The following is a 19,671-nucleotide window of genomic DNA, read 5'->3' as shown; positions in this document are numbered from 1 at the left end:
AGCCGTCTTTTTTATAATAAGAAAGAGACCATTCGGTACCTTTTGGAGGGTTAGGATGAAATATTTATTATTCATTGCTTTCATAGTAGTTATTTTGTTTTTGAGGAACTATATCATTCGTCATATTTTTACACCGAAACGGAAAGAGGATAAAAAACAACCGAATTCAACTTATGAAAAAATTGAAATGGAGCTGGGGATTGGGACAATTCGAGGATGGCTTATTAAAAGTGAGAGGGCAAGAGGTAGCTTTCTACTAGTACATGGATGGAGCTCTAATAAATCAGACATGTTACGATATGCCAATCCCTTATTAGCTAGCGGTTATGACGTAATAATTATGGACGTTCTTGGTCATGGGCAAAGTGATTATACACAAAAACAAGTTAGTATTGAATCGTTTGTCCAAAGTATAACATCCACGATTGATCATGTGTGCGAGAGGCCAGATATTAATAGTGAAGCAATCTATGTCTTAGGGCATTCAATGGGAGGGATAGCAGCAAGTATTGTGAATTCCACAGATTTGAGGATAAAAGCACTTATTACAGATTCAATGCCTACATCATTAAAAAGTATTAGCAAATCAATGGCTGAAAAAGTAATACTCCCTTATATTCCATTTGGCTGGTTATTTGTCAGTTGGTTTTTATTACGAGGAGGTGTCTTTTTAAAAGCTAGAAGAGAATGGTGTCTGGAGAAAATATTAAAAAGTCAACAGTCCCCAGCTCTTGCTATACACTCTATTCAAGATAAAAAAGTGCCGATTTCAAATGTCGATGTCCTATTAAATAATAGTAACTTTAAACAAGTCATTAAAGTTGAAACAAAAGGTCACCATAATTGTGTTAAAGATAAATGTTTTTGGGATAACGTTTTTAACTTTATAGAAAGTAACGAGGGGGATAAAGTAGATGAAGTATGTTGAAACGCTTGTGATTGGTGCAGGCCCAGGAGGATATGTGGCGGCTATTCGCGCTTCTCAAATGGGGCAAGACGTAACGATTGTAGAGAGAGAGTATTTAGGAGGAGTTTGCTCAAATGTCGGTTGTATCCCATCAAAAGTGCTGATTTCAGTAGGTCATCGTTTTGAGCAAGTAAAGCATTCAGATGATATGGGTATTGTTGCACGAGAAGCAAAGCTTGACTGGGCAAAAGTGCAAGAATTCAAACAAGGCGTAGTTTCTAAATTAGTAGGCGGTGTCGAAGGTCTATTAAAAGGTAACAAAGTCGACATCGTGAACGGTGAAGCATGTTTCATAGATGCAAACACTGTACGTGTAATCGATGGCAATAATGTACAAACGTACACATTTAAAAATGCAATCTTAGCAACGGGTTCTCGTCCGGTTGAAATTCCAACATTCCAATTCACTGAACGCGTAATCAACTCAACAGGTGCACTTTCTTTACCAGAAGTACCAGAAAAACTAGTTGTCATCGGTGGTGGTTACATTGGTACTGAGCTAGGTTCAGCTTACGCTAACTTAGGTTCTCAAGTAACAATTATTGAAGGTGGCAAAGACATCTTAGCCGGCTTCGAGAAGCAAATGACACAAGTTGTGAAAAAAGGCTTAAAGAAAAAAGGCGTGGAAGTTGTTGTTGGTGCATCAGCTAAAGGGGTAGAAGAAAATGAAAACGGCGTAGTTGTAACATATGAAGTTGATGGAGAAGAAAAAACAGTTGAAGCTAACTATGTATTAGTAACGGTAGGTCGTCGTCCAAATACAGATCAAATAGGTCTTGAAGCAGTAGGCATCGAATTTGCAGAACGCGGTTTATTAAAAGTAGACAAACAATGCCGTACCTCGGTACCAAATATTTATGCAATTGGTGATATCGTATCTGGTCCACAACTCGCACATAAAGCATCGTATGAAGGTAAAGTAGCGGCAGAAGCAATCGCTGGAGAAAAATCAAACGTAGATTACTTAGCGATTCCAGCAGTATGCTTCACAGATCCTGAACTTGCAACTGTTGGTTACAATGAAGAGCAAGCAAAAGCAGAGGGTATCGAAGTGAAAATAGCGAAATTCCCATTCGCTGCAAACGGTCGTGCATTAGCTTTAAATGCAGCAGAAGGTTTTGTAAAACTTGTTGCACGTGAAGAAGATGACTTATTAATCGGTACTCAAATCGTAGGTGCTGGTGCATCTAATATGATCGCTGAAATGGCTCTTGCGATTGAAGCGGGAATGACTGCAGAAGATATCGCATTAACAATCCACGCCCACCCAACTTTAGGTGAGATGACAATGGAGGCTGCTGAGGTAATGCTAGGGAGACCCATTCATATTGTGAGAGCATAATGGATACACCACCTTCCAGTGTGGATAGTATAAGCATGTATAATATATGGTTTGAAATTGGATTTTTAATACCATATTTCATGTTTACTATGTATAATGAAAATAAATAAGCTAAAATGCTAGGAGGATTGGTTGTATGAGAAGAAATACAATTTTTGCATAGCAAAGGCTATTGCATAAAAATATATAAAAATAGCCTTTGCTCTTCCTAAAAGAAATATTACTATTTAGGAGTGCAAACATGAGCTATAAAAAAGCAGAGAATCTTTTACCAACTGAGTTGGTAGAGTTAATACAAAAATATGTTGATGGTGAATATATTTATATCCCGCGAAGAGAAGATAATAAAAAAAGTTGGGGATCTAGCACTACTACAAGAAGAGAATTGGATGTAAGAAATTCAACTATATATGATGATTATCTGTCGGGAATGGATATGGCTACTTTGGTTGGAAAATATTATTTGTCATCAAAGAGTATTCAACGAATTGTACTAAAAGAAAAAAGAAAAAACTTATGAAATAAGTCGATGTGGTTTTATGCCGCATTGGCTTATTTTTTTTTATGAAGTAAGTATGAGGTTTTTTCAACTAATGTAAGTCAGATATAATCTAACTAACTCATATACATATAAAAGGAGAAATGAATGATGGGTTTGCATATTACGAAAGAATTAAATAAACAGGCTAAACAGAACATCGAGGATGCACTTTATAAATTTAATTTAAAGCATTTTCCAGTAGATTTAAGAGGTAGATACGAGGAAATCAATTTATTTATTAAAGATGAGAACGGAACTGTCCGAGGAGGATTACTTGCTGAAGTGTGTTGGAATTGGTTGGAAATCCATATGTTAATAATAGATGAAGATATACGAAAGTCCGGATTTGGCACAAAATTATTAGTAGAAATTGAAAAGATCGCGTTAGAAAAAGAATGCGATTTCATCAAGGTAGATACATTGAGCTTTCAAGCGTTAGGTTTTTATGAAAAGAATGGATATGAAGTGTTTGGGAGTTTAGATAATGTAGGAAGAGATTTTAAGCATTACTATTTAAAAAAAGATTTAATCATATAGGGCAGGAAGGAGGGTACATATGAATAATTTATTTTCAATAGATTGTGGTGAAGTATTATTGCGAGAGTTTAGAGCTGAAGATGTAGATAGCATTTATGAAATTACTTCACAGCCTGAAGTGTATGAATTTTTGCCAGATTGGCGTTCAACGAGAGAACAACGATTAAACTGGGTTACAAATTATGAGGTTCCAGATAATAAAGAATTCTTGGCAGCATTACCTAATATCGGTGGAGCAAATTATTTGAAGCTAGGAATTATATTAAAGGAAACTGGTGAATTTATTGGCTTCTGCAATACAGGATTAAAAGAAGAGTTAAGTGAACCTAATCGAGAAATCGCTTATGCTATTTCAAAACATTACAGAAATCGTGGTTACACAACAAGAGCAGTAAAAGGATTGATAAAATATTTGTTTGAGAATACAGATGTTGAACAACTAAATGCGGTTGTTCTGCCCCAAAATGTAAGCTCTGATAAAGTTATTCAAAAATCCGGCTTTCGTTTTAATGGAGATATTGAAATTGAAGACCAAACGCATTCTCATTACACACTTAACAAGGAAGACTGGAAAAGTCTATTGAATTCTCCAACTAAAGGAGACAAGTATGAAACAATCTAAAGACAAATTAAACCAAATAACAGATTTTATGAATGAAATTATTGATAAACAGCAGATAGTTGGATTGAGCGTTGCGGTAGTTGAAGGCTCAGGCATTATCTATTCTAAAGGGTTTGGGTACTCTCAGATTCAACCTGAAAACCAATCTATTGATGGTGATACATTGATGAGCATTCAAAGTATTTCTAAGAATTTCATGGCACTCTCTATTATGCAGCTTGTTGAAAAACGCGTAATTTCATTGGATCATACGGTTGCTAAATATTTGCCGTACTTCAGAACAAAAAATAAACAGCAAAGTGATACTATCACAATACGGCATTTGTTATCCCATACGGCAGGGTTTCCTTCAAATTTAGGGATTGCCAATATGATAGCTCCAAATGTAAAAGAAATTTTTTCAGATACACCTACAGAATATCAAGAAGCATTAGACTATTACAACCTTACAGAAGAAGAGACTACAAGTATACAAACCCGAGAAGATATTACCAAGTGGTTTAATAAAGTAGAATTGGAGTATCCAGTAGGAATGGGTTGGAATTATTGCACAGATACGTATGTGATTCTTGCTGATTTGTTTGAAAAAGTGACGGGCTGCAATTGGGAAACCCATCTTAGAGATGAAATCCTCATCCCTTTGAATATGAACCGAACAACTAGTGATTCACATGTAGTGGAAAAAGATGCGAACAGTGCTAGATACTATTTAGGCGAGGATAAGATAGAAATTCCTTTTCCTAAAAATTCGATTTCTGCTCCAATTGGTTATTTGTATTCGACAGCAAATGATTTAGGAAAATATATTAAATTTCATTTAAATAAAGAATCAACTATTTTACGATCCGATTTAATTAATGAAATGCAAAATCCTGTTCATCTTGTCAGTGAGGAATGGCGGTTTGAAAGTAATAACAGAAGCTATGGACTCGCATGGTTTGTAGATAACTATAGAGGATTTAGAGTTGTAGAACATGGAGGCGGTCAATTAGCTGTAAGGTCACTGATGACAATGGTACCTGAACTCAATTTAGGTATAGTGGTCTTATTGAATTTTGACAGTACCATGCATCATGATATTTGTAGAAAAATTATAGATATCTTTATAGATTCCTGACATTTTGGTTAAATGTCAGGAAAAACTTTGCTCCCCGGGGTGGGAACTCAATTATTTCTGAATTGTTTTAGAACCTGGAACCTTTCGCTAGAAATCCATAACAATCTTACAATTAAATATTCTTTTGAGTGTAAAAAATAAAAGGCATTGTGTTCTAAAATCTAGTACCTTTCCTTCTTTTTTAGCCGATATAAAAAATAAGTAAGGGGATGAGCATATGAAAATTCAAGGAGATAATTTTATAAAGGTCCAACCATTAGCAACGACGAATAACCTCGAAAAACCACAATCAGTAATTAACAATAAAACTGAATTTTATAATCCACAAAATACAAACAGTCAATGGATGACAAGTATTCGGAATTACTCACCAAATGAAGTCGGGAGGAAATCGATTATTGATAGGGTTTCAACAGGACTAAATAGTTTACACTTACCTAATTTGATACCGACAAAAGGTATAAATGATCTTCCTTATGATGAATCAGAAAAAAAGACACCTCTTGGAGAACAAACGCTTGTGAATTATTTACTGAAAATGGATTGTCTTATCAAAGACAATGGCCAACGTTGTTATGAGTCCCATTTTTCCACATTTAAATAGACAAGTTGAATGGCTTGATTTTTATTCTGCCTTAATTTAGAATCAATTACAGATATTAAAGGTCTTTAATTGATTTAAGTGGAGGCGGAAATAATGAAATATTCGAAGGCTACAAATTATGCATTGCATACAATGGTGTATTTGACACTAGCTCCAAAGGGAAAGTCTGTTGGAGTGGAGCAGCTAGCGACAATGCAAAACCTTTCTCCAACGTATCTTTCTAAGATTTTAACAAAGCTTGTGAAAGCAGGGCTCATTAAGTCAACTCCTGGTGTTAATGGTGGATATAGTGTAGCAAGACAGTCGGATACGATTTCTTTTTTAGATGTCATTCATGCTATTGAAGGACAAACTACTTTATTTCATTGTTCATTGGAGCATGAAGAATTATTTAGAGATCCCAATTGTATTATCGAAAACGTGATGATTGAAGCGGAAGAAAATATGAAGAAAGAGCTAAGTGGTAAGTATATTATTGATATTGCAAACCAAATTCAATTGCAAAAAAATAAATAAATTGAATTTGGTTTAAATAGTTTGGACTATTTATAAAGGAGATTGAGGCATGACAGAGTTTTGGGAATCAAGTTTTATAGAAAATCAAATGATGTGGGGATTTGAACCTTCAGATTCCGCGATCTTGGCAAAGGACTTTTTCCTTGAAAAAAAAGTGAAGGATATATTAATTCCTGGTATTGGATATGGTAGAAATGCAAAGATTTTTATTGATAATGGAATAAATGTATCAGGTATTGAGATTTCAAAAACTGCGATTGAATTGGCGAGGGAAAATGGCATTAATAGTAGTATTTTTCATGGTTCAGTAACTGACATGCCCTTTGATAATAAACTTTATGACGGTATTTTTTGTTATGCACTTATTCACTTATTGGATAACAACGAGAGAGATAAGCTTATGAAAGATTGCTATAATCAGTTAAAACCAGGTGGATATATGATTTTTACTACTATTTCAAAGGAAGCGCCCATGTTTGGAAAGGGTAAACAACTGGGTAAAGATTATTTCGAGATAATGGAAGGCGTAAAAATGTTCTTTTATGATTATGATTCGATAAAACAAGAATTCGGAAAGTATGGACTAGTAGAGGTTTCGGAAATTGTTGAGCCACATAAGAATGCGGAAAATAAACCTCCATTTAAATTTACGGTGGTAAAATGTCAAAAAGAACTATAATTACAATTCCATAAAATCAAAAATAGTGCATTGATAAGGCTTATGAGTGACCTATTCACTAAGAACTTCAAGTGCTTAAGTATTATCATAGCCGATTTTTTTAATCTAATTAAGGACATTAAGTGTCTGTAATGGATCTTATAAAAAGGAGGAAATAATATTGTTAGATTGTGTAGTTATTGGCGGAGGACCAGCAGGAGCGAATGCTTCTCTTGTACTTGGGAGGGCAAAAAAAGAGATTATTTTATTTGATGAAGATAGACCTAGAAATGCTGTGACACATGAATCTCATGGGTTTATAACAAGGGATGGCATTAAGCCATCGGAATTTAAACGTATTGCGATGGAAGATTTGAAGAAATACCCGAATATATCTATTCGAAATGAGCGAGTAAGTGATGTAAAAAGGGAAAATAACTCATTTTTTATTCACACAGAAGACGGGAACTCGTATCAATCTAAAAAAATAATATTATCTACGGGTCTTATAGATATAATGCCTCGTATAGAAGGAATTCATAACTTTTATGGTACAAGTCTGTTTAGTTGCCCATTTTGTGATGGATGGGAATTAAAAGATCTTCCTCTAGTTGTTATATCAGAAAATCAACGAGCTTTTCATATGACTAAAATGCTCTCTAATTGGAGTAAAGATCTTGTTGTTTGTACAAATGGAAATCAAGTCTTTTCAGCAGAACAAAAAGAATTATTGGCTAAGAAAAATATAAAAGTTATGGAGCAAGAAATAATACAGCTACTAGGTAACGAAGGTCAATTAAAAAAGATTCTGTTTAAAAACGGAGAGGAAATATTAAGGGAAGGCGGGTTAGTCACTACAGGGTTAAAGCAAGCTTCTTCAATAGCTGAATCTTTAGGATGTCATATGAATGAGAATGGTGGTATTCAAACAGACACGCTAGGACGGACGAATATCGAAGGAGTTTATGCCGCTGGTGATACGTCTAAACCTACACCTTCTCAATTAATTATTGCTGCAAGTGAAGGAACTAAAGCAGCTATGGGAGTAATAAGTGATTTAATTGATGAAGATTTTTGATGCCAGGACCCAACAATGGTTTGGGTTCATGGCATCATAATTATGTTCACTCAACAAGTAGTCTCCTCAAATGACCAGTCTTTTGCATGTTTCAAAGTAATATCGATAAACGCAGATAAGGCTGGGGAGACCCACTTGTTTTTATGATAAGCGATTTGGGAATAAATCTGCTCAAAGCCACCATCGCAAGGAATAATTTTTAACTTTCCTTTTTTTACTTCATCATTTACTGTCATTAAAGGTAAACATGCAATACCTAGTCCACTCATTACACAGCGTTTCATCGCTTCTACGCTCCAAAGCTCCATCGTTTGGGAAGGTACGATTCTTCGTTCACCCAGGTATTCTTCAACAATTGTTCGGTAACTGCATTCTTTCTCGTTCGTAATCAAACACACACTTAATTTTTGATTTTCGTAGCTTTTATCTAAAATATTTAACGAACAGTCATAGCATCCAACAAGGACAATGGGTTCTTCTAATAATGAATGAACGATTAAATCAGCATCCTGTAACTGGGGCAACAGGACAAATGCAATATCTGCACTTCCATTAAGAATTGCTTTTTTGTTATCTCCACATGTGGCATTGCTTAAACTGATATGCACGTGAGGGAACTTCTTTCGATATTCTCTTAATATTGGTTCAAGGCGGTATACAGTTAAGGATTCAGGCGCTGAAATCTTCAGCTCTCCTCTCGTTTCTTCTCCATCACTCGTAATATTTTCTATCTTTCCGTAGGTATCTAAAATCTCTTGCGTATAAGGTAATAAATTTTTACCGATATCAGTCAATCTTACTTTTCTACCCATCCGGTCAAATAGAGGGGCACCTAAATGTTCTTCAAGTGCTTGAATATGAGATGTCACCGTGGATTGCGTGTAGCCTAAATGTTCTGCTGCTTGGGTAAAGCTACCTGTTTCAACGATTTTTTTAAACGTAACAAAATGCCGTATTTCCATCATTTCACCAACCTTTTTTATCTCTTGTTTCTATAGTATCAATAAAATCAATGGATAGCTTCACAAACTTCGATTTTACTAATAGTTAATCGTGAGCTAATGTAGAAAAGTGAATGTTATGAAAATATTGATAGAAAGAAGGTTTAGTTTTGAAACGTATACACTATAGCTGGTTTATCCTTGTCGTAACATTTTTCTCTATAATTGTATCGGGAATTGTGGTTGCATCAACAGGAGTTTTTATAAATCCTTTTGAAAAAGAATTTGGTTGGGATCGATCTGTTATTACATTGGCTTTTGCCATTAGCATGTTTTTATACGGCATATCGGGTCCGTTTATGGCAGCATTACTTGATGCAATTGGTTTAAAGAAAATGATGATCATTTCTATGGCAACTTTGATGACAGGTCTTATATTAATTTTTATTATGAATCAGTCATGGCATTTAATCATCATTTGGGGAATTATTATAGGACTAGGATCCAGTCTTTTTTTAACGGTACTTAGCCCATACGTTGCGAATCATTGGTTCGTGAAAAGAAGGGGTCTTGCAGTAGGAATATTAACTGCAAGTACAGCAACAGGTCAGTTAATTTTACTTCCCGTTTTAGCGGCTATTATAGAAAGTTATTCATGGCGTTGGGCAATTGGTTTAATTTTAACGCTCAGTATCATCATGTTTATCATGATTCTTTTATTTATGAAAAATACACCTAAGGATGCTGGTGTACTTCCATATGGGCTTGAAGAAGAACTACAAGAAAGCAATGACGAGAAAAAGGAAAATCCTATTGTTGTTGCATTTAAAGGCTTATTCGAAGCGGTGAAAGTGAAAGAGTTTTGGTTGTTAGCTGGTAGTTTCTATATTTGTGGACTTTCAACTAGTGGCTTAATAGGCACACATTTTGTTTCTTATTGCATAAGTTTTGGAATACCTTTGATTACAGCGGCTTCGATTCTTTCGTTTATGGGAATTTTTAATCTAGTAGGAACAACTCTTTCTGGTTGGTTATCGGATCGTTTCGATAATCGATGGCTATTATTTTGGTATTACAGTTTGAGAGGGGCTTCTTTAGTGCTACTTCCCTATGCGTTAAAAGAAGGTTCTGTTACGATGCTCGTTCTCTTTACTATATTTTTTGGATTAGATTGGATTGCAACTGTTCCACCAACTATTAGTATCTCAAGACAAATATTCGGTATAAAGAAAAGTGGAGTGATTTATGGTTGGATTTTTGCATCACATCAGGCAGGAGCAGCAACTGCAGCTTATGGAGGAGGGCTAATTTTCAAGTTTTTTGACTCTTATACATGGCATTCTTTTTGGCAGGGGCCTTCTGTTTACTAGCAAGTTTGTTTGTCATCGTTATTAAAAAACAAAATTCAAGTCCATTAACTTGAATTGTTTGGGTGCCTGGCACCATATCTTTCTTTTTGACTTTGTGTATGCATTTGTATACAACGTGAATATAAATGTATACATAAGTATACAAAGGGGGCTTTATTCAATGAAGCAAATCAATCATTATATAGATGCAGTGTTTAACGAGTCAGATGTTTTGTTAGAGGAGGTTATTTCATCTATTAAAGAAAATGGAATGCCTTCTATATCGGTATCTCCTTCATCTGGGAAGCTTTTAACGATGCTTATATCTATTTCAGGAGCTAAAAATGTTTTGGAAATAGGAGCTCTTGGGGGATATAGTGGAATTTGCCTTGCATGAGGATTTGGCAGAGATGGAAAACTAACTTCTTTAGAATTAGAAGAAAAATACGCAGCATTAGCGCATAACAATCTTTCAAAAGCTGGCTTTGGCGATCAAGTATCATATCTTACTGGAGTAGCTACGCAAAACCTTGAAAAACTAGCGAGCAATAATAAGCAATTTGATTTTTTCTTTATCGATGCTGATAAAGAAAACTATGAAAATTACTTAAACTATTGTATTAAACTTGCGAACCGAGGAGATTTAATCGTGACGGATAATGTGCTTGCAGCTGGTAGTGTAGCAGATCAAAGTATTAAGCGAAAACATTACACCGAGTTAATGAAAAAATTTAATGAAACAGTGGCGAGCCACCCTCAACTAGAATCTTTACTTATTCCAATTGGTGATGGAATGATGATTTCAAGAGTAAAGAAATAATATTCATTTGAAAAACTCACCGACAAAATCAATTTGTCGGTGAGTTTCTTTGTTTATTAAGGCTGTATTGCCGTTTTATCTTGAGAGGCATGTAGCTTTACCATTACAAAACGGGCGATTGGCTGAATTACTAAGCTTTCAGCAATTAAGACGATTAAGAAGTTTCTTGGCCAATTCGTAAAGAAGTTGCTAAAGATTTCACTATGAAAACCGTTTCCAATAATATCTCCGATAAGAGTCATAACAACTGACATTCCTAGTACAGTGAACAAGATGCGAAACAAAATTTTGGCGTTAAAACTGTCCGTAGGTTCCGTAAATCTTCCAACTAACTTTTCAGCAATACGACCAATAAGAACTGGTTCAATAATCATGACAATAATCCAAATGATTGGTAGTGTCTTAAGAATTGATAAAATAGCGAATTTATTTATTTCCCCTACAGCTAGAAAGACATTTAATGATGTCATAAACAGAACTGTCAGTGTACAAATAATTGCCCCGTATAAAGCACCCTCCTTCCCGTTTCTTGGTAGTCTTATATCTTGTTTCATTTCTTTCTTCCTTTCCAAACATATATTTTAGATAATGTCGATACTGCACTACCTAGTCTGTTTGTTAGTGTAGCAAAAAAAAAATCTCTGATGTAAGTCTTTTTTTACTTTCTGCTACAAGTTGTGTTCACAGTTTAGACAAAAAATGTTTAAGAGGAGAGAAAGACCGCTGTAAATAGTGTTGGTTGCGAATTTATCTTTAAATTCAGAATAGGTAGAAAAATAAGTACCTAATTTTATAATTAATGTTAAAATTGTTAAAGGGTGTTTGTGTATTTTTAGAAGAATTTCTTTATTGGGGGATGTCTATGTGGAATATTTTAAAGACCTTTTTTATCTTGGAGAAATCAAATAAAAAGAATATTTTTGCTTGTATTATTGTGGCGGTATTTGTTTTTGGCTTGGCTTTATTTGTGAAAACGGAGGATTTCGGAAATGAAGTAAAAGAGAAATCAGGGGAGTATCAATCCCTTGCTTCGGCACTGGGTAGATTTCAAAATGTCGATGCCACGGAAAATGGGAATGGCAGTGATTTATATAAGAATTTAGCGCTTCAGCATCAGCTTGTAGTGAGGCAACGTATGGCAGTGAAAATGAATCTACCAGACTTGTATTTAGATACAGCAATAGAAGTTACAACTTTAAGGGCGAACTCGTTTGATATGGAAGGTTTTGATATGGTTGCGAATTATCTCCCTTCTAAAAGAGAAAACCAGTTGGATCGAATGTTTTATCAATATATGAAGGAAACGGGACTCTCATTGGAATCAGATCCATTATCCTTCTTTCCATTTCTCATTTATTTATTTGGTATGTTAGGCTCGGTTTGGTTTATTTTCATGAGTGTTTATTCATGTGGCATTATGACAGAAGAATTCCAGCATACGTCCATTATTAAGGGATATCCTATAACGTTTGATAAGTACGTTATCGCTAAGTGTATGTCCTCCATGCTTCTAGTAAGTGTATTTATTTTGGAGTTATTTGTATGCAGTTTACCTTTAATTTATTTGTATGGATTGGGAGATTCATCTTATCCTATAGCTGTTTTTAACGGTGATTTTGCTATTTATCCTATTTATAAATATTTAGGTATATCGATTCTTTATATGGTTTTTATTTCTATTTTCACTATCCTTTTATCGGTCATTTTGAATGTTTTATTGAAGAACATGTATTTAACGTTGTTTACGCAGTTGTTCTTGTATGTTCTCCCTTTGTTATTTCCAAGCATGATGAATGTTATTCCATTTAACCCATTTAACTATTTGAATTTTGCTAGCATATTGAACGGACAGACACTCGACCTTGCAAACCCAGTTGTTTTAAATGGCACATATGGACTTATTTCAATTGGGGTAAGCATTACCCTAATGATAGTCGCTGTAAAGTTATTTTTGACTACTGGGAAACTAAAAAAAGTATAGGAGAGTGAGATAATGCGAGCGTATTTTAAGATGGAATTTTTTCAATTTATGAGCAATAAAAAGAATATCGCCATTTATGTCATTCTACTTTTTTTATCTTGTTACTATGCCCTAAAAATAGCTCCGGAATATGATCCTATTGAAAAAGTAGATGTACTTGAAATAGAGGCAAGATACTTAACGAGGGAGGAATTTTTAGATAATGTGGTGATTAGGGAAGGGATGCATTATTTAACGGCTTTTGCAGTTTCTATATTCCCAGAATGGAATGAATATGATAAAGCAAGATTGGATGCTATCGAAAAAAACAACTTAGAAGAGTATGCAGAGGCTACATCCAAGTGGTATACGTACTCCGATAAATTCACATTTGAAAGTGAAGTTCTATACTACAATCCCGGGTATTATACGTATGGAAATAGTTACGCTGTTATGGATGGACATTATGCGTATTTGTCTTCTGCAAGTCGTTACGAAGACTATACAGAAGGGAAATCGGATTTATCTGTAAATGTTTTCGAGGAAAGGACAGCGTTACAAACATTGCAGCGTTTGTTGCACTCCTATTTGCCGTTAATTCTTCTTGTTAGTTGTATTCTCTTCACAGTGGATATCGTGTTGAAAGATCGACAGAATCCAACTCTGTTGCAAGGTTTACCACTTTCGGATTGGAGAAAGTTGATCGTTAAAGGAGGGGTTTCTTTACTAGGTAGTATTTTAGCAATTATTCCACTCCTTGTAGGTCTGTTAATAATTGGTAGTCAATATGGGTTTGGTCATTTTAATTTACCTGTTCCTAATTACTCTTTTAGTGAAGATCTGTTCTCAACGATAACGATGGGTGAATATTTAATTCAAAATCTGTTATTCATAGTCGTTTGGTTTTTCTTTATCATATCTCTTTTGCTACTTGTAAGTGTGATGCTAAAAAACGAGTTTGCAAATCTATTGGTAGGTTGTGTGTTTCTTTTTGCTGAATTTATCTACTTTAGTAGAGGAATTGGTATCGAATGGAATGCGCAGTGGTACCCGACAAGCTACGTTCAAGTAGGGCAAATCATTTCGGGATACCGGAATTATCTCTATGTTTCCGATGCACTCTCATTAAGAAGTGGGCTTGTCGTAATGGGGTTATGTACATGTGTTTTTCTGTTTTTAATTTTCTTAATGAGTAACCATAGAAAATTTAAACTACTTTAGTTTCATACGGATGGAGGGAAGGTATGATTGAGTTAAAAAATATTGGCGTCCAGTTTTCGGGTAAAGTCATTTTAAAAGATGTTTCTGAGATGTTCAATCAAGGGGAAATTATTGGTTTGGTAGCCCCAAACGGAACTGGGAAGTCAACGCTTATGAATGTCATCATGAATTATATCAATCCAAAAAGCGGTAAAGTCATTTTAAATCAGAAGTTAGAATATACAAATAAAAAGAATGAAGTGAAAATCCATCAACTAGTATCCATGATGCCTGATCAAAGTGACTTATATAATCAGATTTCTGGAAAAGAGCATTTAAAAATTTATTCTTCTATGTGGAGCAGTAATCAAAAATTGATTGATCGCACAATAAAAGAACTTGGAATGACGTCCTATATAAACAAGCACACAGGAACGTATTCTTTAGGTATGCGCCAAAGACTTTGTTTTGCGATGCAAATTGTATCGGATACGCAAGTGATGTTAATGGACGAAGTGATGAATGGGTTGGACCCTACTCATGTCGAGTTGATTTCACAAATATTAGTTAAAAAGAAGTCTGAAGGAAAAACGATTATTGTAGCTTCGCATTTATTAGAAAACCTAGAGAAATATGCGGATCGCATATTCTTTATAAAAAATGGCGAGTTAATACTTGTTAATGATCTATCCCCGGGATTTGAAGAAAAGAAAATCACAACCGTTCGAGTAACGAGAATGACAGATGAGATAAAAGAAAAGTTTTCAAAAGAGTTTCCAAAAACAAACATACAATCATTGGCAAATGGTGCTACTTTAATAGATGTCCGCGGATACGATGCAGAAAAACTGGGAAGTATTGTTGAATTTCTTCAAGAAAATCAACTAACAGAGTTTAGTTTTGGGAAAGTAACATTAAATGACTTGTATTCAATGTATTATCAAGAAGGTTGAGGATATACGAAAATTAGATGCTCTTCTTAAGAAAGAAGGCGTATTTTTTTAACAGATAAGAAAGTATAAACTTTCCTACTTAGTAACTGTCTAGCTTCAGCGTCTAGCCCCTCGGGGCAGACATAGGCGCTTACGCTTTTCTTAAAAGATAAGAAAGTATATGAAAATGTACTATGAACAATGGGTTTAGAGTCATTTTAAGACTAAGAAAGTGTGTGAATGTATAAGAATGGATTCCGTTTCAAGCGGACGCGTTCGGCGGGCGCGGTTTCAATCTCCTCGTCGCAAAAAGACGTTCCTGCGGGGTTTTCAGCTCGCGCTGTTCTCGCCTGAGTCGCCGCTTTCCACTTCATTCAACTAGTTTAGAAGAATGTAATCATATTCTTTCTATACACTGGATCAAATTATAGAAGTGTATCTGTGCAAAAAACACAAGAGCAGCCAAAGTTGTATCTTTGGCTGCTTTCAAAGTAGATAGAATGTCACCTGCATCCTTCTATTGCCAAAAGTATTTAACTACTTGGCACGGAAGTTTCCAGAGAACGGAAGGCGAACAATTGCTATACGATGACCGACTAAAAAGCATGTCGGAAGAGGCGCAGCCACTTTCAACATGCTTTAAAAATTTTCCCAATCATCTTATAGCCTATTTGCAAAGCCTGAAGCGAGCAGGAAACTGTAGTGTTCCCGTACACTTTGCTTTTAAAGGACTGGGCGTTACTTTGCCCGTTTTTTTTATATTCATGGCTTAATACTCTCCATATACCCTTGAATATCTGATTCACTCATTTCACCTGTAATGATTTTAGTAATTTTTCCTTTTGGATTTATGAGGAGAGTTGTAGGTAATGGACGGATATTGTACGTTTGCATTACTTTTTTTGTAGAATCGATTAAAGTTGGGAATGTCATGCCGTATTGTTCGGCGAAAGATCTCACTTTAAAGTCAGATTCTGCAATATTGACGGCTAAAATTTGAACGCCTTGATCTTTATAAACTTCGTATTGTCTTCCCATGGCAGGCATCTCTTTTTGACATGGTTTGCACCATGTTCCCCAAAAGTTTAAAAAGACCCCTTGTCCTTTATAGTCAGATAGTTGATGGCTTACACCTTCTAAATCAGTTAAAACGAAATCGGGTGCTAAGTCGCCTACTTGTAGTACTTCGTTTTTGTCTTTCGTTAAGCTGCTATATATAGTAAAGACGATGGCGATAGTTAATATGCTTAAAATAGCGAATCGTATTTTAGCACGTGTTTCTTTCTTGTTGTTCATATAAAATTACTCCTTCCAATTTAATAACAAAAGGTAATTGACATCATTCATATTATAATAAAGAAATATCAAAAATGTGTGCAGACACTAAAGTGTCATAAAGATGTTCGGAAAATGTTTTCTGCATATTTTCTTCATATTTATTCTCTATACTATTTTAGAGGAGAGAGGCGAGTGTTTGGATGAATCGAATATCGACTAAGTTAGCAGCTTATTTTTTTATAGTCGTTTTAATAATGGAATCATTTCTTATCTTTTATCTTCATCAAAATATCATTCAAACAAGAACAGAAGAAGAATTCTCCCAGTTGTTGGCGAGTGGATCGAATCATCGAGATGTACTTATCGGGCATTATTCAGACATAACAATGAAGCATATTGTATTGATGGAAAAGGGCGAAGAAAGAGAAGTTGTGATAACGGATAGTAACGGGAATGTTACAAATAGCTCGGACGAAGAGATTATATCGCTGAAAGAAACACTTTCTTTGCTCAAGGATAACTATCCAACAACCGATACAATATTAATTTCAGATTGGGAGGAAAATCCTTATATTGTTAGTGCACATCCGTATATATCAGATACAGGAAACACAGGTTATGTCGTTATGTTTCAAAGCACACGTTCCATTGAGCAGTTAGTTAGTGAGTTGAACATGCATTTTGGAATGGCAGGAGGGACAAGTGTTGTCGTGCTTTTTATCATCTACTTTGGCTTATCTAAAATTCTGACACGACCTTTAATTCGCATGAAAGAAGCAACGGAGAAATTGAGTGAAGGGGATTTCGACGTGAGTCTCCCATTCATCGGTAAAGACGAACTTGGCGAGTTGTCGGGTTCGATTCAAAAGTTAGCGAATGATCTGGAGCGTTTAAAAACGGAAAGAAATGAATTTTTGGCTTCGATTGCGCACGAATTAAGTACACCTTTGACGTATTTAATCGGATATACGAAAGTGGCTATGAGAAAAGAAGTAAGTGAAAAGGAAAGAGAAAACTATCTTGCCATTATTGCAGAAGAGTCAGAACGAATGAAGGAACTTGTAAAAAACTTATTAGATTTAGCAAAAATGGACGAGAATACGTTCACAGTGTCAAAAGACTATTTTGGTGCACGCCCATTTTTAGAAGATATTTTCCAACTTGTAGAGCATTCTTTTGAACTAAAGGGACTTCAGCTAAATTTAGTGTGTGAGGAAAATGTTCAACTGTATGCGGATTCTTTACGATTGGAGCAAATAGTACTTAATCTATTGGATAATTCATTGAAATATTCGAAAGAAAACACAACGGTTACTTTGAAAGTGTATAAAAAAGAAGAGAAGACAATTATTTCAGTTATTGACTTTGGAATTGGTATTCCGGCAGATGAATTAGGTTTTATCTTTGAGAAATTATACCGAGTGGAAAAGTCACGGTCACGTTCTTTTGGGGGATCAGGAATTGGTCTCGCAGTCGTGAAAGAGTTAGTGGAGGCGCATGGGGGAAGTATTGAAGTAAAAAGTGTTGTAGGAGAAGGAAGCACATTTACTGTAACGATTTAATGGGGGTAAAATAGATGCGGACGATTTTATTAGTAGATGATGAACAACGAATGTTGAATTTAATCGAATTATTTCTTTTGCCGCTTGGCTATAAATGTGTGAAAGAAACAAGTGGAAAGAAAGCGTTAGAAATACTAAAGCAGGAGAAAATAAATCTTGTTTTATTAGATGTTATGATGCCCGAGATGGACGGTTGGGAGGTATGTGAAAAAATACGACAATTTTCTGATGTACCGATTATTATGTTAACTGCAAGGGCTAATAAGGAAGATTTAGTAAAAGGGTTAAACACAGGGGCGGACGATTATATTACGAAGCCTTTTGATGAAAAAGAGTTAGTAGCAAGAGTAAATGCTATTTTACGCAGAATCTCTGACGATGAGACGAAGCAGGTAGAGATTATTTACGATGAGTTTAAGTTAGATAAAGAAATGTATTCTTTACATTATCATGATTTGAATGTCCAACTTACTTTAAAAGAATTTTTTATAATAGAAGCTTTAATATCTCGTCCTAAAAAGACGTATACGCGAGAGGAACTATTAGATGCTGCGTGGGAATATGGCACATATACAGATACGAGGACTGTGGATTCGCATATTCGTAATTTAAGAGACAAGCTGAAAAGTTCTGGATTTCCTATTGATGAATTTTTGAAGACTGTATGGGGAATTGGCTATAAGTGGAGCTAATAAAATAAGAAAGTGGAAGGTGTTTCATAGATGTATAGTTTGATGTCGAAGATCAGTCAAACAATTAGTGAGCCAGTTACTCTTTTTTTAAACTCTTTTGAACATTATCCAATTGTCGTTGCACTCTTGCTTGGTTTGATAGGGGCTGTTGCACCATGTCAACTTACTGGAAATATGAGTGCCATTACTTTTTACGGAAGTCGTACTGTTCAAATGAAAGATAACTTCGGAGAAATTCTATTTTTCATCATTGGAAAGGTTGTTGTGTTTAGTTTAATTGGATTGTTTGCTTGGTTATTTGGTCAATCATTTGAAACGAAAATGACCGCGTATTTTCCTTTCTTTCGTCAAGTGATTGGTCCTTTAATGATTGTTACGGGATTTGTATTAATAGGTGTCTTAAAGTTAAGATTTCTTAATCGTTTAACGATGCATGTTCCAATGGTATTGAAGGAAGGGAAGCTCGGTTCTTTTATGTTGGGAGCTAGTTTTTCTCTCGCTTTCTGTCCAACTATGTTTATACTCTTTTTTGCTTGGCTTATGCCAACTGTAGTGTCTACTTCCTATGGTTTTATCCTACCAGCAGTTTTTGGTATTGCTACCTCTATTCCACTCATTCTTTTATTTGCATTATTGTGGTTTTTCGATATTAAGCAATTATTGATGAAAAAAAGTGTGAAGATGGGCAGAGTTGCGCAACGAATTGCAGGAGTTATTCTTATCCTTATCGGAATTTTTGACACGATTACTTATTGGGGGATCTAATTAAAAACTTATTCCACTAAGGAGTAAGTTTTTTTGTAATATCACGCCTGTTGATTAACCCTTTTATTCAATTATGTATTTTCGTTCGCTTTCTACATAAAATGCGTCTTAATAGAGAGTTTCGGCAGGGATTTACGCTACAGGGAGGACGCTTTCCGTGGGGCGGGCGGTGAGCCTCCTCGGTCGCTAG

At 35.1% G+C, this 19,671-nt stretch carries 19 protein-coding genes and 2 pseudogenes; 18 read left to right on the top strand and 3 right to left on the bottom strand.

What is annotated here, in order from left to right:
- Positions 1 to 55 precede the first annotated feature (55 nt).
- From RUH95_RS17160 to RUH95_RS17115, 10 genes are all read left to right on the top strand, one after another.
- Positions 56 to 928 (top strand): alpha/beta hydrolase, encoded by an 873-nt coding sequence (locus RUH95_RS17160; RefSeq protein WP_313894122.1) that lies wholly within the window; start codon positions 56 to 58, stop codon positions 926 to 928.
- Positions 915 to 2,309, top strand: a complete 1,395-nt coding sequence (lpdA, locus tag RUH95_RS17155; protein ID WP_313894121.1) for a dihydrolipoyl dehydrogenase — start codon at positions 915 to 917, stop codon at positions 2,307 to 2,309. Before RUH95_RS17160 ends, lpdA begins: the two co-directional genes overlap by 14 nt.
- Positions 2,310 to 2,550: 241 nt before the next feature.
- Positions 2,551 to 2,829, top strand: a complete 279-nt coding sequence (locus RUH95_RS17150) for a CD3324 family protein (protein ID WP_313894120.1) — start codon at positions 2,551 to 2,553, stop codon at positions 2,827 to 2,829.
- 129 nt (positions 2,830 to 2,958) lie between these two features.
- Positions 2,959 to 3,387, top strand: coding sequence for a GNAT family N-acetyltransferase (locus RUH95_RS17145; protein ID WP_313894189.1), 429 nt, complete (start codon positions 2,959 to 2,961; stop codon positions 3,385 to 3,387).
- Positions 3,388 to 3,406: 19 nt separating this feature from the next.
- Entirely contained in the window at positions 3,407 to 4,009 is a 603-nt protein-coding gene (locus tag RUH95_RS17140; RefSeq protein ID WP_313894119.1) for a GNAT family N-acetyltransferase, read from the top strand.
- Positions 3,996 to 5,126 (top strand): serine hydrolase domain-containing protein, encoded by a 1,131-nt coding sequence (locus RUH95_RS17135; RefSeq protein ID WP_313894118.1) that lies wholly within the window; start codon positions 3,996 to 3,998, stop codon positions 5,124 to 5,126. The genes RUH95_RS17140 and RUH95_RS17135 overlap by 14 nt, the downstream gene beginning before the upstream one ends.
- 217 nt (positions 5,127 to 5,343) lie before the next feature.
- Positions 5,344 to 5,730: a hypothetical protein gene (locus RUH95_RS17130; RefSeq protein ID WP_313894117.1), complete on the top strand. Its 387-nt coding sequence runs from the start codon at positions 5,344 to 5,346 to the stop codon at positions 5,728 to 5,730.
- Between the two features lie 93 nt (positions 5,731 to 5,823).
- Complete coding sequence (locus RUH95_RS17125; protein WP_313894116.1) at positions 5,824 to 6,246, top strand: Rrf2 family transcriptional regulator; 423 nt, start codon at positions 5,824 to 5,826, stop codon at positions 6,244 to 6,246.
- Between the two features lie 49 nt (positions 6,247 to 6,295).
- Positions 6,296 to 6,925, top strand: a complete 630-nt coding sequence (locus RUH95_RS17120) for a class I SAM-dependent methyltransferase (RefSeq protein WP_313894115.1) — start codon at positions 6,296 to 6,298, stop codon at positions 6,923 to 6,925.
- Positions 6,926 to 7,082: 157 nt separating this feature from the next.
- A complete protein-coding gene (locus RUH95_RS17115; protein ID WP_313894188.1) occupies positions 7,083 to 7,982 on the top strand; it encodes an NAD(P)/FAD-dependent oxidoreductase in 900 nt (299 codons plus the stop codon).
- A gap of 50 nt (positions 7,983 to 8,032) precedes the next feature.
- Here the strand turns inward: RUH95_RS17115 and RUH95_RS17110 are convergent, their stop codons facing one another.
- Positions 8,033 to 8,947, bottom strand: coding sequence for a LysR family transcriptional regulator (locus tag RUH95_RS17110; RefSeq protein WP_313894114.1), 915 nt, complete (start codon positions 8,945 to 8,947; stop codon positions 8,033 to 8,035).
- A gap of 146 nt (positions 8,948 to 9,093) precedes the next feature.
- Between RUH95_RS17110 and RUH95_RS17105 the strand changes: the two are divergent.
- Together RUH95_RS17105 and RUH95_RS17100 are read left to right on the top strand one after the other, a co-directional pair.
- Positions 9,094 to 10,346, top strand: a pseudogene (locus tag RUH95_RS17105) (MFS transporter).
- Positions 10,347 to 10,453: 107 nt separating this feature from the next.
- Positions 10,454 to 11,092 (top strand): annotated as a pseudogene (locus RUH95_RS17100) (O-methyltransferase).
- Positions 11,093 to 11,148: 56 nt separating this feature from the next.
- Here RUH95_RS17100 and RUH95_RS17095 read toward each other — a convergent pair.
- Positions 11,149 to 11,646 carry a DUF2798 domain-containing protein gene (locus RUH95_RS17095; RefSeq protein WP_313894113.1) on the bottom strand — a complete coding sequence of 166 codons (498 nt, stop codon included), beginning with the start codon at positions 11,644 to 11,646 and terminating at the stop codon, positions 11,149 to 11,151.
- A 308-nt stretch (positions 11,647 to 11,954) separates the two neighbouring features.
- On the opposite strand from RUH95_RS17095, the gene RUH95_RS17090 reads away from it, so the two are divergent.
- Genes RUH95_RS17090 through RUH95_RS17080 form a run of 3 tightly spaced genes read left to right on the top strand, consistent with a single transcriptional unit; the run spans position 11,955 to position 15,205 of the window.
- Entirely contained in the window at positions 11,955 to 13,073 is a 1,119-nt protein-coding gene (locus RUH95_RS17090; RefSeq protein ID WP_313894112.1) for an ABC transporter, read from the top strand.
- Between the two features lie 12 nt (positions 13,074 to 13,085).
- Complete coding sequence (locus RUH95_RS17085) at positions 13,086 to 14,273, top strand: ABC transporter permease (RefSeq protein ID WP_313894111.1); 1,188 nt, start codon at positions 13,086 to 13,088, stop codon at positions 14,271 to 14,273.
- Positions 14,274 to 14,296: 23 nt separating this feature from the next.
- Positions 14,297 to 15,205 (top strand): ABC transporter ATP-binding protein, encoded by a 909-nt coding sequence (locus tag RUH95_RS17080; RefSeq protein ID WP_313894110.1) that lies wholly within the window; start codon positions 14,297 to 14,299, stop codon positions 15,203 to 15,205.
- A 741-nt stretch (positions 15,206 to 15,946) separates the two neighbouring features.
- On the opposite strand, the gene resA is transcribed toward RUH95_RS17080, so the two are convergent.
- Entirely contained in the window at positions 15,947 to 16,480 is a 534-nt protein-coding gene (gene resA, locus RUH95_RS17075; RefSeq protein WP_313894109.1) for a thiol-disulfide oxidoreductase ResA, read from the bottom strand.
- Between the two features lie 182 nt (positions 16,481 to 16,662).
- Between resA and RUH95_RS17070 the strand changes: the two genes are divergently transcribed.
- Genes RUH95_RS17070 through RUH95_RS17060 form a run of 3 tightly spaced genes read left to right on the top strand, consistent with a single transcriptional unit; the run spans position 16,663 to position 19,481 of the window.
- Positions 16,663 to 18,024, top strand: a complete 1,362-nt coding sequence (locus RUH95_RS17070) for a HAMP domain-containing sensor histidine kinase (RefSeq protein ID WP_313894108.1) — start codon at positions 16,663 to 16,665, stop codon at positions 18,022 to 18,024.
- A gap of 14 nt (positions 18,025 to 18,038) precedes the next feature.
- Entirely contained in the window at positions 18,039 to 18,716 is a 678-nt protein-coding gene (locus tag RUH95_RS17065) for a response regulator transcription factor (RefSeq protein WP_313894107.1), read from the top strand.
- A 30-nt stretch (positions 18,717 to 18,746) separates the two neighbouring features.
- Positions 18,747 to 19,481 (top strand): urease accessory protein UreH domain-containing protein, encoded by a 735-nt coding sequence (locus RUH95_RS17060; protein WP_313894106.1) that lies wholly within the window; start codon positions 18,747 to 18,749, stop codon positions 19,479 to 19,481.
- The last annotated feature ends 190 nt before the right edge of the window (positions 19,482 to 19,671 follow it).

It is taken from the genome of Psychrobacillus sp. (genome assembly GCF_032154225.1).
GTDB lineage: Bacteria > Bacillota > Bacilli > Bacillales_A > Planococcaceae > Psychrobacillus.
Note: the sequence above shows the minus strand (reverse complement) of the source record. Positions and strands in the feature narration are given on the sequence as shown.

Coding starts and splice junctions, on each gene's coding strand:
- RUH95_RS17160 (WP_313894122.1), top strand. CDS start 56: ATGAAATATTTATTATTCATTGCTTTCATAGTAGTTATTTTGTTTTTG.
- RUH95_RS17085 (WP_313894111.1), top strand. CDS start 13,086: ATGCGAGCGTATTTTAAGATGGAATTTTTTCAATTTATGAGCAATAAA.
- RUH95_RS17120 (WP_313894115.1), top strand. CDS start 6,296: ATGACAGAGTTTTGGGAATCAAGTTTTATAGAAAATCAAATGATGTGG.
- RUH95_RS17150 (WP_313894120.1), top strand. CDS start 2,551: ATGAGCTATAAAAAAGCAGAGAATCTTTTACCAACTGAGTTGGTAGAG.
- RUH95_RS17095 (WP_313894113.1), bottom strand. CDS start 11,646: ATGAAACAAGATATAAGACTACCAAGAAACGGGAAGGAGGGTGCTTTA.
- RUH95_RS17135 (WP_313894118.1), top strand. CDS start 3,996: ATGAAACAATCTAAAGACAAATTAAACCAAATAACAGATTTTATGAAT.
- RUH95_RS17060 (WP_313894106.1), top strand. CDS start 18,747: ATGTATAGTTTGATGTCGAAGATCAGTCAAACAATTAGTGAGCCAGTT.
- lpdA (WP_313894121.1), top strand. CDS start 915: ATGAAGTATGTTGAAACGCTTGTGATTGGTGCAGGCCCAGGAGGATAT.
- RUH95_RS17125 (WP_313894116.1), top strand. CDS start 5,824: ATGAAATATTCGAAGGCTACAAATTATGCATTGCATACAATGGTGTAT.
- RUH95_RS17110 (WP_313894114.1), bottom strand. CDS start 8,947: ATGATGGAAATACGGCATTTTGTTACGTTTAAAAAAATCGTTGAAACA.
- resA (WP_313894109.1), bottom strand. CDS start 16,480: ATGAACAACAAGAAAGAAACACGTGCTAAAATACGATTCGCTATTTTA.
- RUH95_RS17130 (WP_313894117.1), top strand. CDS start 5,344: ATGAAAATTCAAGGAGATAATTTTATAAAGGTCCAACCATTAGCAACG.
- RUH95_RS17080 (WP_313894110.1), top strand. CDS start 14,297: ATGATTGAGTTAAAAAATATTGGCGTCCAGTTTTCGGGTAAAGTCATT.
- RUH95_RS17145 (WP_313894189.1), top strand. CDS start 2,959: ATGGGTTTGCATATTACGAAAGAATTAAATAAACAGGCTAAACAGAAC.
- RUH95_RS17065 (WP_313894107.1), top strand. CDS start 18,039: ATGCGGACGATTTTATTAGTAGATGATGAACAACGAATGTTGAATTTA.
- RUH95_RS17070 (WP_313894108.1), top strand. CDS start 16,663: ATGAATCGAATATCGACTAAGTTAGCAGCTTATTTTTTTATAGTCGTT.
- RUH95_RS17140 (WP_313894119.1), top strand. CDS start 3,407: ATGAATAATTTATTTTCAATAGATTGTGGTGAAGTATTATTGCGAGAG.
- RUH95_RS17090 (WP_313894112.1), top strand. CDS start 11,955: ATGTGGAATATTTTAAAGACCTTTTTTATCTTGGAGAAATCAAATAAA.